Below are 13,322 nucleotides of genomic sequence, written 5' to 3' on the forward strand. Positions count from 1 at the left end.
ATCCGTACGATCGCCGAGCTCGGTCACGCGGTCTTCCGCAAGCTGGCCGACGGCGACGGCACCAACCAGAAGCCGTCCTTCGGGTTCATCAACGGGCTCGCGCTCGGTGGTGGCCTCGAGGTCGCGCTGCACGCCGACTACCGCACGATCCAGGACTCGGTGCCGGCCGTCGGACTGCCCGAGGTCATGCTCGGCCTGGTCCCCGGATGGGGCGGCGGCTACCTGCTGCCGAACCTGATCGGTCCGGCGAAGGCGGCCAAGGTCTTCATCGAGAACCCGCTCAACAACGGCAAGGTGCTCAAGGGCGCCGAGGCGTACGAGCTGGGCATCGCGGACGCGATGTTCGGTGGTGCCGACTACCTCGAGCAGTCGCTGCTGTGGGCCGACAAGGTCATCAACGGCGATGTCGAGGTCGAGCGTGAGGCCATCGACCGCGGCGAGGCATGGGACGAGGCGGCCAAGAACGCCGGCTTCTTCGCCTGGGCCAAGACCGGTGATGCCTCCCCGGCCGCCAAGAAGGCCGTCGAGCTGCTCACCCTGGCCAAGACCGCGACCCGCGACGACGGCTTCGCGGCCGAGGACGACGCGCTCGTGGCGATGTCCAAGACCCCGCAGCTGCTCGCCTCGCTCTACTCCTTCGACCTGGTGCAGAAGCGCGCCAAGCGCCCCGCGGGTGCCCCCGACAAGGCGCTGGCCCAGAAGGTGACCAAGGTCGGCATCATCGGCGCCGGCCTGATGGCCTCGCAGTTCGCGCTGCTCTTCGTCCAGCGCCTCAAGGTGCCGGTCGTCATGGTCGACCTCGACCAGGAGCGCGCCGACAAGGGCGTGGGGTACGTCCACGCCGAGCTCGACAAGCGCCTGGCCAAGGGCAAGGCGAGCCAGGACGCGACCAACCGTCTCAAGGCTCTGGTGACCTCCTCGGTCGACTACGAGGAGTCCTTTTCCGACGCCGACTTCATCATCGAGGCCGTCTTCGAGGAGATGGGCGTCAAGAAGACCGTCTTCGCCAACGCCGAGGCCGTCGCGCCGGAGACCGCGGTCTTCGCCACGAACACCTCGAGCCTCTCGATCACCGAGATGGCCGCGGACCTGAAGAACCCCGAGCGGGTCGTGGGCTTCCACTTCTTCAACCCGGTCGCGGTGATGCCGCTGCTGGAGATCATCCGTGGCGAGAAGACGTCGGACGCTGCCCTGGCCACGGCGTTCTCGGTCTCGAAGTCGCTGAAGAAGACCTCGATCCTGGTCAAGGACAGCCCGTCCTTCATCGTGAACCGGCTCCTGGGCCGCTTCATGGGCGAGGTCTCCAAGATCGCCGACGAGGGCACCCCGGTCGACGTCGTCGAGTTGGCCTTCGCCGGTGTCGCGCCGATGGGCCCGTTCGCGCTGATCGGTCTGGTCGGCCCCGCGATCGCCTACCACAACAACGAGACGCTCGCGAAGGCGTTCCCGGACCGGTTCTACCTCTCCGAGAACCTCCACAAGGTCGTCGAGGCGAAGAAGAGCTCCTTCTTCGGTCCCGACGGGCGCACCCTCGACCCCGAGGTCGAGGCCCTGCTGACCTCCGGCGACGTGGTCAAGACCGCCGAGGAGGCCCGCCGGCAGTCGCTGGAGGCGCTCGCCGACGAGATCCGCCGGATGCTCGACGAGGGCGTCGCGCAGGCGGCAGAGGACATCGACCTGGCGATGATCACCGGCGCCGGCTTCCAGTTCTGGAACGGCGGCATCACCCAGCTCCTCGACCGTGAGGGCATCTCCGAGACGGTCAACGGCAAGAAGTTCCACTGACCGTCACGAACCGCCCCCGGCCACGATGTGGTCGGGGGCGGTTCTATTTGGGCCCTGGTCCGGGCTCAGACGCTGTTGTCAGCCAGCGCGCTGCTCCCGCCGCCTGCTACGGCCGCCTTCGCGCTCTTCTGGCGCGCTCGGGGCCGTTGGTTCTGCCCGTCGGGCTGCGTCGGACCGCGCCGGCTCTCGATCTTCTTGCGGACCAGCTCGTTCGCCGCGTGCAGGTCGAACGGCGCCGACATCTGCTCCGGTGACCATCGGAACTCGGCCACGATGTCGTCGTAGAGCATTGATTCCCCCGAAATGCTGATTGGTTGAGATTGGTGACGATCCCGGGGGCTTGCCGGCCCCCGGACCGTAGACACTCTAGACCCGGGATGCGGCCTCATCGGTCGGAGCACCGCACGTCAGACGCCGTCGCTACCATCGACCATCGCGTCCTGACCTGCGAAAACCAACCTCTCGTCACACGGGCGTCGCCGTCTCAGGGTCAGAGACAGGCCCGCGCGATGGCGGTGAAGCTCGTCAGCGGCCAGCCGCAGCGCTCCACACCCGCGCGATCGACTCCGCCACCCGGGAGAGGTCTTCCTCGACACGGTCCAGCGCCTCCTGCAGCGACCCCGGGCCGGGCGCTGCGGAGAACACCGCGGTCATGCCGGCCGCGATCGCCTCGTCCGACCCCTGCGACACATCACCCGCGATCGCGACGACCGGGACACCCTGTGCCTGGGCCAGCCGCATCACGCCGACGGGCGTCTTGCCTCCGAGCGACTGGGTGTCCAGCCTGCCCTCACCGGTGATGACCAGATCGGCGCCGGCGATCGCGGTGGCGAGCCCGACGGCCTCGGCGACCAGCTCGAAGCCGGAGCGCAGCTCGGCGCCCAGGAACGCCAGCGCCGCGAATCCCAGCCCTCCCGCCGCGCCCGCCCCCGGGGACGCGGGGTCCGCGAACGAGCCGCACACCTCGCCGAGTCGGCGCAGCCCTTCGTCGAGCATCCGTACCGTCGCCGGGTCGGCGCCCTTCTGGGGACCGAACACGGCGGCGGCCCCACGAGGACCGTGCAGCGGGTTGTCGACGTCACAGGCCGCGATCACCTCACAGCGCGCCAGGCCAGGGTGCCGGGCATCGAGGTCGACCGTGGCGATGTCGTGCAGGCCGGCGCCGCCGGGCGCGAGACCACCGCCGGTCGCGGAGGTGAAGCGTACGCCCAGCGCCTGGGCCATCCCGACGCCGCCGTCGGTGGTCGCGCTTCCTCCCAGCGTGAGGATGAGCCGCTCGGCGCCGGCGTCCAGGGCAGCCCTGATCAGCTCGCCGGTGCCGTACGTGGTGGCGGCCGCGGCGCTCGCGGGCGTGGGATCGACCAGGTGCAGTCCCGAGGCGGAGGCCATCTCGACCACGCCGGTCACGCTGCCCCCGGGCCCGTCGGCGGGGATCAGGCCCAGCTCCGCGCCGACCGGCTGACCGTGCGGGCCCGTGACGGTCAGGCAGACGATCTCCCCACCGAGGGAGCCCACCAGGGCGTGCAACGTGCCTTCTCCCCCGTCGGCGACGGGTCGGGTCACGGTCTCCCAACCGGGTGCCCCACGCCGCCAGCCGGCCGCGATGGCAGCCGCCGCGGCCGGGCTCTCACAGCTGCCCTTGAAGGAGTCCGGAGCGATGACGACGCGCACGGCTCAGGCGATCAGGAACGACAGCGGCAGGACCACGAGCATGCCCGCGATCCCCTGGACCAGCGTGGCCATCGTCTGCGCGCGATAGGCCTGCGGCACGCTCATCCGGCTGAACTGGCTGACCACCCAGAAGTAGCTGTCGTTGGCGTGCGAGACGGTCATCGCGCCCAGACCGATCGCGAGCACCACCAACGTACGTCCCATGTCGCTGCCCAGACCCAGGTCGGCGACCAGGGGCGCGATCAGGGCGGAGGTGGTGACCATCGATACCGTCGAGGATCCCTGGGCCGTCTTCAGCGCCGCGGCGATCAGGAACGGCACCATGATCCCGATACCCAGCGCGGACAGCTCGGTGCCGAGGTAGCTGCCGATGTCGGTCGCCTGGATGACGGCGCCGAACGCTCCGCCGGCACCGGTGATGAGGAGGATCGGGGCGGCGTCGACGATGCCTTCCCCGACCCGGTCGGTCACGGTCTTCTCGTGGTTGGTCGGGCGGAGACCGGCGACCGCGATCGCCAGGCCGATCAGCAGCGCGATGACCGGCTGGCCGACGAAGCGCAGCACGTCGGCGGCCATCGTGTCCGTGCCGGGCAGGAAGGGCAGCGACATCGCGGAGCCGAGCATGATCAGCAGGATCGGGATCACGATCGGAGCGAACGCCATGGCGGCGCCCGGCCGCTGGACGGTGCCGGCGAGCTTCTCGAACTCGGCGATCCGCCGGTCGACCTCGGCGTCCGAGACACCATCGGGCTGTACGTCGCGGAAACGTGTCGCCCACAGCGCCCCCGCGCCGGCCGAGACGAGACCGACCACGAGCCCCAGGGCCATCACCAGGCCGAGCTTGGCGTCGAGGCCCAGGTTCCCGGCCGCGGCGATCGGACCCGGCGTCGGCGGGACCAGCGTGTGGGTGGCGTAGAGGCCGGTGGCAAGGGCGACGGACATCGCGACCGGGCTGGTGCGGGTGCGGGCGGCCATCGACTCCTTGAGCGAGTTGAGGATGACGTAGCCGGAGTCACAGAAGACGGGGATCGAGACGACATACCCGATGATGCTCATCGTGAGCGTCGGGAACCGCCGGCCGAGCACCTTCACGATGGCATCGGCCATCGTGATCGCGGCGCCGGACCGGTCCAGGAAGACTCCGATGATCGTGCCGAGGATGATGACGATCCCGATACCGCCCAGTGTGGAGCCGAACCCACCGGTCGCGATCGAGACGACACCCAGGGTGTCGCCCTCGGTGAGGGGAGGTAGCCCGAAGGCCAGGCCGCCGACCATCGCGGTCAGCAGGAGGGCCAGGAACGGATGCATCCGTGCCCACGCGGTGAGCAGGATCAACCCGATCACCAAGGCGAGCAGGATCAGCAGGTCTGCCATGGAAGGTCCTTCGTCGTCGTACAGGAACGCGCCGGTCGGACGGGATCGCACCGGCGTGCGCTTGGCGTGCGCCAGGCATGTACCGCACAGCATCCGCGTCGCGATGTGATGACGTCCACAGGCAGATGGCCAAGGGCCGGTGGCCAGATCTTGTGCATCCGCACAACGGTGACCTCTGTCGACCCGGGCTATCTACCCGGGCTATCTACCCGAGCCGAGCACCGGGCCGAGGTAGAGCGTCAAGACGTCCGGCAGATGGTCCATCCGCAGCCCGGTGATCTCGCCGATCCGGGCGAGGCGGTATCGGACGGTGTTGCGGTGCACGTGCAGAGCCCCGGCGGCGGCCGTCGCGCTGGCGTTGTGCTGGACGTAGGCACCGAAGGTGGCCACCAGCTCGCCGGAGCGGTCCGCCTCCGCCAGCCGCTGCCACGGCTCCGCGAGCAGGTCGCCTCGCCACCCCTCACCCATGCCTCTGACCAGGGCGAGCAGCGGCACGTCGTCGAAGTCGTACGCGCCGCCGGAGGAGTCGATGAGGCCGGTGACCGTCAGGGTGTCGCGGGCCGTCAGGTACGCCTGCTCGAAGGTGGCGGACCCGGTGAAGGCACGACCGGTGGCGTGCCGGAGACGACCCTCCGCGGCATGCAGCAGCGCGGCGGCATCCTGGTTCGGGCCACGAGAGCGGCCGGCGGGGCTGAAGACGACGAGCTCCTGCGGCTCCACCCGACCGACCAGGATGCCGCGTACCTGCACCAGGTCCCGCTGCAGCCCGCGAAGAGCCTCCGTGTGCGCCTGCGTCCGCGTGGCCGGTGCGATCACGGTGGCACGGCGGGGCGTCTCGAGGTCGATGCCCAGTCCTGCCGCCCACTCCGCGAGCTCGCGCGGCGCGAGCCGTCCGGCGGCCGCATGACCGACGAACTCCTCCCGCTCCCGGTAGCGCCACTGGCGGGACTCCGCGGCCCGGGCCTGGTCGACCATGAGCTCCGCGGTCACTCTGATCAGGTCGCCGAGCACTCGCACCTGGTCGGGTTCGCCCGTGATGCCGACGACCCCGACCAGCTGGCCGTGGGACCGCAGCGGCAGGTTGATCCCGGGCTGGACCCCGCGCAACGCCAGCGCCTCGGAGCGGGCGATCTCCACGACCCGGTCCTGCTGTGCCGCGAGAAGGGCGCCCTCGTGCACGGCGCCGATCCGGTCGTCGTGGCCCGAGGCCAGGATGATCCCGTGCGGGTCCATCACGTTGACGTTGTGGCCGATCACGCTCATCGTCCGCTCGACGACCTGCCGCGCCAGGTCCGAGGTCAGCTGCGCGGCGCTCACCTCCGCTGTCAGAGCCGTGCCCGGCGCGGCGAGCGACCCTCGCTCTCGGGGGGCTCGCCGGCCTCGTCCAGGCGCAGAACGGCGTCGTCCGAGAGGCCGCCGTCGAGCACCGTGATGGTGTCCAGCGCGATCGCCTGCGGGGTCAGGCCGATGTATTCGAGGATCTTCGGGCGCTTGGCGTGGTCCAGGAACTCCTGCGGGATGCCGTGGATCTTGACCGGGGTGCGTACGTCCGAGGCGGTCATGGCCTGCAGGAAGGAGGCCCCGACGCCGCCGGCGACGCCGTTGTCCTCGATGGTGACGACCAGTCGGTGGTCGGCGGCAGCCTCGATCAGGGCCGGGTCGACCGGCTTGACCCAGCGCGGGTCGACGACGGTGACGCCGATCCCCTGGGCGGTGAGCCGCTCGGCGACACCCATGGCTGTCTCGGCCATCGAGCCGACGCCGATGACCAGGACGTCGCGGGTGCCGTTGCGCACGAGCACGTCGGCCTGGCCCATCTTGGCGACGGTGGGCATGTCCTCGGGCGGCGGACCCTTCGGGAACCGCACCACGGTCGGTGCGTCGTCGACGTCGACGGCCTCGTCGAGGAGCTCCCCCAGGCGGGTGACGTCGCGCGGGGCGGCCAGGCGGAGCCCGGGGACGACCTGGAGCAGCGACATGTCCCACATCCCGTTGTGGGAGGCGCCGTCGTCGCCGGTGACCCCGGAGCGGTCGAGGACGAAGGTGACGCCCTGCTTGTGTAGCGCGCAGTCCATCAGCACCTGGTCGAAGGCCCGGTTGAGGAAGGTCGCGTAGACCGCGAAGACAGGGTGCAGGCCGCCCATGGCCAGGCCGGCGGCCGAGGTGGCGGCGTGCTGCTCGGCGATCCCGACGTCGAAGGTGCGCTCGGGGAACCTGGTCTGGAACTTGTCGAGCCCCACCGGGTGCATCATGGCCGCGGTGATCGCGACGATGTCCTGGCGGCGCTCCCCCAGGGAGATGATCGCGTCGGAGAAGTGATCGGTCCAGATCCGGCCCTTGGGCTTCTCGGCACCGGTCTGGACGTCGAAGGGACCCGGCGAGTGGAACTGGTCGGCCTCGTGGCGCTCGGCCGGGTCGTAGCCGTAGCCCTTGCGGGTGATCGCGTGCACGATCACCGGTCCGCCGAACCGCTTGGCAGAGGTCAGCGCCTGCTCGAGCGCCTGCCGGTCGTGGCCGTCGACGGGCCCGACGTACTTCAGGCCGAGGTCCTCGAAGAGCCCCTGGGGCGCGACCGCGTCCTTGAGCCCCTTCTTGACCGCGTGCAGCGCGTCGTAGGCCATCGCGCCGATCCCCGGCACGGCGTTGAGGCGGCGCTTGACCATGTCGAGCAGCAGCTCGTAGCGAGGGTTCGTACGCAGCGCGGTCAGGGCCGTGGCCAGGCCACCGATGGTCGGGGTGTAGGAGCGGCCGTTGTCGTTGACGACGATGACCAGCTTGGAGTCGTGCTGGATCGCGATGTTGTTGAGCGCTTCCCAGGCCATCCCGCCGGTCAGGGCGCCGTCGCCGATCACGGCGACCACGTGCCGGTCCTCGCCCCGGATCGTGAACGCCTTGGCGATCCCGTCGGCGTAGGACAGCGAGGTCGAGGCGTGCGAGTTCTCGACCACGTCGTGGTCGGACTCCGCCTGGCTCGGATAGCCGCTCATCCCGCCTTCGCGGCGCAGCGTGCCGAAGTCGCCGGCTCGTCCGGTGACCAGCTTGTGGACGTAGGACTGGTGGCCGGTGTCGAAGACGATCCGGTCGCGCGGGCTGTCGAAGACCCGGTGCATGGCGAGGGTCAGCTCGACGACGCCGAGGTTCGGCCCGAGGTGACCGGTGTTGGTGGCGACCGTCCTGATCAGCAGGTCGCGGATCTCGCTCGCGAGGAGCTCGAGCTCGTCGTCGGAGAGATTGCGTAGATCCTGTGGCGCGCCGATGCGTTCGAGGAGACCCATGGCCCGGATTCTACGACTCCTACCTGAGTCTCGCCGACCCGGATAGCTCGGCATGCTGCGCCGACCCGAGGAACGGCGGCAGCCCGATCAGAGCCGAGTCGCTGAGGTCGAGGTCAGGCGCCTCGACCGGGTCGACGAAGACGATCTGACGACCCTCGTGGCACACGATGTCAGCGTCGGTGAGGGCGACGCCGGCCGCGTAGAGGTGAAGCTTGTCGTCGGTCCCGGTCTCGGGATGGTGGACGTCGTGGACGGCGACCAGCTCCAGGTCGGCGGGACTCAGCCGGACCTCGGTCTCCTCCTCCAGCTCGCGCGCCGCACCGGTCAGGGGATCCTCCCCCGGGTCCAGATGGCCTCCGCAGAACGACCACTTCTCCGGCGCGATCCGCGGATGCTCGTCACGCTCCTGGAGCAGCACCCACCCACGCGGGTCGACAAGGATCACGGCGGCGAACTCGGTCATGAGGCGCGAGCCTAGTTCGTCGGCTTGTCCAGCCTCGGCCCTGCCCGAGACGTACGTCCCTTGACGGGACGCAAACCACAGCAAAGACTGGCCACATGGCACTGACCACGAAGCAGAAGGCGATCTTCACCACCGGCGCGGTCGTCGTTCAGGCGGCCGTCGCGCCGGTTGTTCTGCGCGACCTCCAGAAGCGCTCCGACGACGAGATCCGCGGACCGCGACTCCTGTGGCGCCTGTGGGGCAGCACGAACCTGCTCGGCGCAGCAGCCTACTGGTTCATCGGACGCAAGCCCGCAGCCGCCTGATCCGCCTCCCTCTCGGGGTGCTCGGGGAGATACCCAGGCCCGCATCTACCTGGATATATAGGCGCGCGCGCCTCATTGATATCTGTGTCAACCAAATTGCGGCGCGCCCCTTCTCAAACCACGCACGCCTGGTGAATGGTGTTATGTGTCAGGGGTCACAATCTCGGACCTCGCCCACGCCAGGAGTGATTTCACATGGGGACGCATAACTCGGACGGCCCTGCTCGGGTCTCCCGACGATCTTTCGTCGGGTACGTCATCGGTGGCACCACGCTCATCGCCGCCGCAGACCTGGGCCTTGCCCCATCGGCCGCCCACGCCGCGGTCATCCCATCGCCGCCTCAGATTCCAGAGCACTACGATCTCAACGACTTCCTGACCCACTGCGCTCAGCCGACGTCGAACCTGATCGCCATCGAGGTCGACGAGAAGGGGCACGCCAACTTCGCGCTGCCCCGGATGGAGGTCGGCCAGGGCATCACCACTGCCATGTCGATGCTCATCGCCGAGGAGCTGGACCTCCCGCTCGACCACGTGCACGTCACGTTGGCGCCGGCCCGGCCCGAGCTGCTCTTCAACCAGCTGACCGGCGGCTCCAACACGATGGTCTCGATGTACACGCCGGTCCGGGTCGCCGCCGCGATCGCCCGCAAGGCGCTTCTGGAGGCGGGCGCGATCCTGCTCGGGGACACGCTCGCCCAGCTGACCACCAAGGGCGGCCAGATCATCGCCCCAGACGGCTCCTCGGTGAGCTACGGGGAGGCCGCCGCGAAGGCCGCCGCGCCGACGACCGAGAAGGTCGAGGTGAAGCTGAAGGACGCCTCCGAGCACAAGGTCGTCGGCACCCCGCAGCGGCGCGTCGACGCGCTCGAGGCGATCACCGGCAAGAAGAAGTTCGCCATGGACCTCGACGTGCCGAACGCACTCCCGACCATGGTGTGCCGGGCGCCCGAGCTCAACGGCACCGCGCACGCGATCAACAACAAGAGCGCCGTCGAGACCATGCCCGGCGTCACCCACGTCGAGATCATCCCGACGGGTGTGGCGGTGCGGGCCAAGACCTTCGGCCAGTGCATCGACGCCGTCCGTGCGTTGGAGATCACCTGGAACTCCGGCACCGTGACGACGATGTCCGCCGACGACGTACGCGACGAGCTGCGCGCGGGACAGATCCCGCTCGTGGCACCGAAGCTCGGAGCCACCTCGGTCGACGGCGAGTTCACCTTCCACTTCCGCAGCGGCTCCGCGCTCGAGCCCAACTGCGCGGTCGCCGACGTACGCGACGGCAAGGCCACCGTCTGGGGCGGCCTGAAGTCACCGATCGACGCCCAGGGCAGGGTCGCCAAGGCACTGGGCCTCGCGCAGACGAGCGTCAAGGTCAACGTCGTCCAGGGCGGCGGCTCCTTCGGCCGCAAGCTGTTCAGCGACGCGGCGGTCGAGGCCGCTCATGCCTCCAAGGCGTTCGGAGCACCGGTCAAGCTGATGTGGCACCGGGCCGACGAGCCGCGTCAGGGTCGGGTGCACCCGATGGCGGTCTCCCGGATCCGGGCGACCGTGCTGGCGGGCAACGTCCTCACCTTCGAGCAGCGCCACGCCAGCGTGGCCTGCGACTTCACCCACGGTCTCGGGGAGCGACTGACCGCCGAGGTGGCGGCCCTGCCGCCCGGCCTGTCCAACCTGTCCTTCTCCGAGTCGATCTTCGTGCTCAGTCAGGAGCTGCCCTACAACTTCGGGGTCATCACCCAGCTGCTCAACGAGCCGAAGCCCGCGGTCGACCGTTTCAACACCAGCTCGGTGCGCAACATCTACTCCCCCGACGTGGCCACCGCCAGCGAGCTGATGGTCGACCAGCTCGCCAAGAAGCTGAAGCAGGACCCGGTCGCCTTCCGGCGCGACCATCTCAAGAGCGGCACCGTCAAGGGGGTGCTGGACCGTGCCGCCGAGCTCGGCGACTGGGGCCGCGAGATGCCCGCGGGCACGGCGCAGGGCATCGCCGTCCACAAGGAGTACAAGGGCGCCACCGCCGTCCTCGTCGAGCTCGACTGTCGTCCCGAGACGGTCAACCGGGAGGTACGTGACGGCGTCACCGGGCCCCGGGTCACGAAGGCGGTCGTGGTCGCCGACGTCGGTCTGGTGATCAACCCGATGGGAGTCAAGGCCCAGATGATGGGTGGGTTCTCCGACGGGATGTGCCAAGCACTGACCTACAGCAACCACCTGGTCGACGGCCAGTTCCTGGAGGCCAGCTGGGACAACTCGGCCTACACCCGGCAGTGGAACACGCCGTTCGACTTCCAGTGCGAGGTGATCGAGTCGCACGGCACCCAGCCCGGCGGGGTCGGCGAGGCCGGCGTGGCAGCTTCGATGGCCGCGGTCGCCTGCGCGTACGCCCGCGCCACCGGCAAGATGCCGACCGAGTTCCCGATCAACTTCCGCGACCCGCTCCACTTCGAGCCCAAGCCCTTCATCCCGTCCGTCCCCGAGTCGCCGACCGACGGCCTCGCCTACACGTTCTGAGGTCACCGATGCCTTCTCACACCTTCCAGCTCAACGGCGAGACCGTCACGGTGGACGTCGAGGACGATGTACGCATCCTGTGGGTGCTTCGCGACGTGCTCGGTGTCACCGGTCCGAAGTACGGCTGCGGCATCAACGTCTGCAAGGCCTGCACCAGCCACATCAACGGCAAGGCGTTCAACCCGTGCTCGGTCCGCGTCTCCGACATCGGCGCCGAGGACAAGATCACCACGATCGAGGGGCTCGCCGACACCGCCGACGGCGACGGCCTGCACCCGATGCAGGAGGCCTGGCTCGAGCACGACGTCGCCCAGTGCGGCTACTGCCAGCCGGGCCAGATCATGGCCGCGGTCGCCCTGGTCAACATGGTCCGCGACGAGGGTCGGGCGATCAACGAGGCTGACCTCGACACGATCCGCAACGTCTGCCGCTGCGGCACCTACTCCCGGATCCGAGAGGCGATCAAGACGGGCCAGGAGGCAATGGCCCGAGGGCTCTAGCCTCCAGTCTTCGTCTCTAGTCGGCGGAGAGCTCCTGCTCGATCCGCTCGACCTTCGCGGTGAGCTGGCCGGTGTAGCCGGGCCGGATGTCGGCCTTGAGCACCAGCCCGACCCGCGGAGAGACAGCGGCGACGGCGTCCACGCACTGCTTGATGACAGCCATCACCTCGTCCCACTCACCCTCGAGATTGGTGAACATGGCGTTGGTCTCGTTGGGCAGTCCGGACTCACGGACGATGCGGATCGCCTCGGCGACCGAGGCCGCCACCGATCCATCGCGGTCGTCGGTTGTCGTCGGGGCGATCGAGAAGGCGGCGAGCATGCCGAAACAGTATCCAGTCCCGTCACGCGCATGCATATAGTGGCGCAGCCGGGAGGGCCGAGGGTGCCGCTTGCGGTGGAAGGAAAAGATGAGTGAGGGACTCGACCGGCTCGCCGCGACGCTGGGCGTGCCGGCTGCGCGGCTCGCGCCGCTGGAGGCGTACGACGACCAGCACCTGGGCCGGCTCAACGATCTGGCCCAGGGCGCGATGACCGCGGAGGACAAGGCCTTCGAAGCCTCCCTCGACGAGGCGCTGAAGCTGGTGCCGAAGATGTTGCGCGGGGTCGTCCAGAAGATGCTCGGAGGTGCACGATGACCGCCCTGACCAGCGCGCTGGAGATCACCAAGCTGGCCCACGAGATGCACGTGGACGAGACCGAGCTCGCCTTCCTCGCCACCACCTCCCCCGACGACCTCCGCGACCTTCGCGGGATCGTCTCGCACGCGATGTTCAGCCGCCACGAGTCCCGGGTGAAGGGGCTCGCCGCGGTCAGCAAGAAGCTCCCGGCCGCCGTAACGGCGAAGATCACCGAGATCGCGATGGGACCCATGCTCAGCGCACGGGTGGCGGCGGTGATGGACCCGGCCGACGCCGCGAAGCTCGCCGGCCACCTGAAGCCAGAGTTCCTCTCCGAGCTCTCCGTCCACCTCGACCCGAGCCGGGTAGAGGGCATCATCGCGAGGCTCGACGAGGCGCTGGTCGTCGACGTCGGCCGCAGGCTCCTCGCCGATGGTCACCTGCTGACGCTGGCCAGGTTCACCGGTGTCGTCGGCCCGGACGTATCCCTCCAGGTCATGGACGGCGCCTCCGGCTCCGAGATCATCCAGGTAGCCCTCTTCCTCGACGAGCCCTCGGTGCTCGACCCGATGCTCGCCGGCCTCTCCGACGAGACCCTAGGGGAGGTGGTCGCCGCCGCCGGCGACCACGAGGAGCCCTTCGAAGCCCTCCTGGCCACCCTGGAAGAGGACAGCCGGACGAGGATCGCGTCGCTGACCTGAGGCGCCGCTTCCCGACACGACGGGGAGCTCGACATGGGGTGCCGGCGCGTAACCCTGCGGAGCTCCCCGACGTACGGATGGCAGACGGCCCGCCACCCCAGCTGGGGT

13 protein-coding genes are annotated in these 13,322 nt (G+C 69.4%); 6 read left to right on the forward strand and 7 right to left on the reverse strand.

Annotated elements, in window-relative coordinates; translation table 11 throughout:
• Nucleotides 1-1,785: 3-hydroxyacyl-CoA dehydrogenase NAD-binding domain-containing protein (locus tag ACRDPS_RS21870; protein ID WP_431503775.1), on the forward strand; the 1,785-nt coding region annotated here is incomplete at its 5' end.
• 65 nt (nt 1,786-1,850) lie between these two features.
• On the opposite strand, the gene ACRDPS_RS21875 is transcribed toward ACRDPS_RS21870, so the two are convergent.
• From ACRDPS_RS21875 to ACRDPS_RS21900, 6 genes are all read right to left on the reverse strand, one after another.
• A complete protein-coding gene (locus ACRDPS_RS21875) occupies nt 1,851-2,075 on the reverse strand; it encodes a hypothetical protein (RefSeq protein ID WP_431503776.1) in 225 nt (74 codons plus the stop codon).
• A gap of 235 nt (nt 2,076-2,310) precedes the next feature.
• Nucleotides 2,311-3,456 carry a glycerate kinase gene (locus ACRDPS_RS21880; RefSeq protein ID WP_431503777.1) on the reverse strand — a complete coding sequence of 382 codons (1,146 nt, stop codon included), beginning with the start codon at nt 3,454-3,456 and terminating at the stop codon, nt 2,311-2,313.
• Nucleotides 3,457-3,459: 3 nt separating this feature from the next.
• On the reverse strand, nt 3,460-4,833 hold the full coding sequence (locus ACRDPS_RS21885) for a GntP family permease (protein WP_431503778.1): 1,374 nt from the start codon (nt 4,831-4,833) through the stop codon (nt 3,460-3,462).
• 201 nt (nt 4,834-5,034) lie between these two features.
• On the reverse strand, nt 5,035-6,150 hold the full coding sequence (locus ACRDPS_RS21890; RefSeq protein ID WP_431503779.1) for a sugar diacid recognition domain-containing protein: 1,116 nt from the start codon (nt 6,148-6,150) through the stop codon (nt 5,035-5,037).
• 8 nt (nt 6,151-6,158) lie between these two features.
• The gene (dxs, locus tag ACRDPS_RS21895; protein ID WP_431503780.1) at nt 6,159-8,108 is read right to left on the reverse strand and encodes a 1-deoxy-D-xylulose-5-phosphate synthase; all 1,950 of its coding nucleotides are present in this window, start codon (nt 8,106-8,108) and stop codon (nt 6,159-6,161) included.
• Between the two features lie 19 nt (nt 8,109-8,127).
• The gene (locus tag ACRDPS_RS21900; protein WP_431503781.1) at nt 8,128-8,571 is read right to left on the reverse strand and encodes an NUDIX domain-containing protein; all 444 of its coding nucleotides are present in this window, start codon (nt 8,569-8,571) and stop codon (nt 8,128-8,130) included.
• A gap of 95 nt (nt 8,572-8,666) precedes the next feature.
• Here ACRDPS_RS21900 and ACRDPS_RS21905 point away from each other — a divergent pair, with 95 nt between their 5' ends.
• The 3 genes from ACRDPS_RS21905 to ACRDPS_RS21915 all read left to right on the forward strand — a co-directional run bounded on the left by ACRDPS_RS21905 (nt 8,667) and on the right by ACRDPS_RS21915 (nt 11,893).
• On the forward strand, nt 8,667-8,876 hold the full coding sequence (locus ACRDPS_RS21905; RefSeq protein ID WP_431503782.1) for a hypothetical protein: 210 nt from the start codon (nt 8,667-8,669) through the stop codon (nt 8,874-8,876).
• A 195-nt stretch (nt 8,877-9,071) separates the two neighbouring features.
• Nucleotides 9,072-11,393: a molybdopterin cofactor-binding domain-containing protein gene (locus tag ACRDPS_RS21910; RefSeq protein ID WP_431503783.1), complete on the forward strand. Its 2,322-nt coding sequence runs from the start codon at nt 9,072-9,074 to the stop codon at nt 11,391-11,393.
• An 8-nt stretch (nt 11,394-11,401) separates the two neighbouring features.
• The gene (locus tag ACRDPS_RS21915) at nt 11,402-11,893 is read left to right on the forward strand and encodes a (2Fe-2S)-binding protein (RefSeq protein WP_431503784.1); all 492 of its coding nucleotides are present in this window, start codon (nt 11,402-11,404) and stop codon (nt 11,891-11,893) included.
• 16 nt (nt 11,894-11,909) lie between these two features.
• Here the strand turns inward: ACRDPS_RS21915 and ACRDPS_RS21920 are convergent, their stop codons facing one another.
• Nucleotides 11,910-12,215 (reverse strand): thiamine-binding protein, encoded by a 306-nt coding sequence (locus ACRDPS_RS21920; RefSeq protein ID WP_431503785.1) that lies wholly within the window; start codon nt 12,213-12,215, stop codon nt 11,910-11,912.
• Nucleotides 12,216-12,303: 88 nt separating this feature from the next.
• Between ACRDPS_RS21920 and ACRDPS_RS21925 the strand changes: the two genes are divergently transcribed.
• Together ACRDPS_RS21925 and ACRDPS_RS21930 are read left to right on the forward strand one after the other, a co-directional pair.
• Entirely contained in the window at nt 12,304-12,531 is a 228-nt protein-coding gene (locus tag ACRDPS_RS21925) for a hypothetical protein (RefSeq protein ID WP_431503786.1), read from the forward strand.
• The gene (locus tag ACRDPS_RS21930) at nt 12,528-13,214 is read left to right on the forward strand and encodes a hypothetical protein (RefSeq protein WP_431503787.1); all 687 of its coding nucleotides are present in this window, start codon (nt 12,528-12,530) and stop codon (nt 13,212-13,214) included. Before ACRDPS_RS21925 ends, ACRDPS_RS21930 begins: the two co-directional genes overlap by 4 nt.
• Nucleotides 13,215-13,322: the final 108 nt, after the last annotated feature.

The sequence above is a fragment of the Nocardioides sp. genome (assembly GCF_050699375.1).
Taxonomy (GTDB): Bacteria; Actinomycetota; Actinomycetes; order Propionibacteriales; family Nocardioidaceae; genus Nocardioides.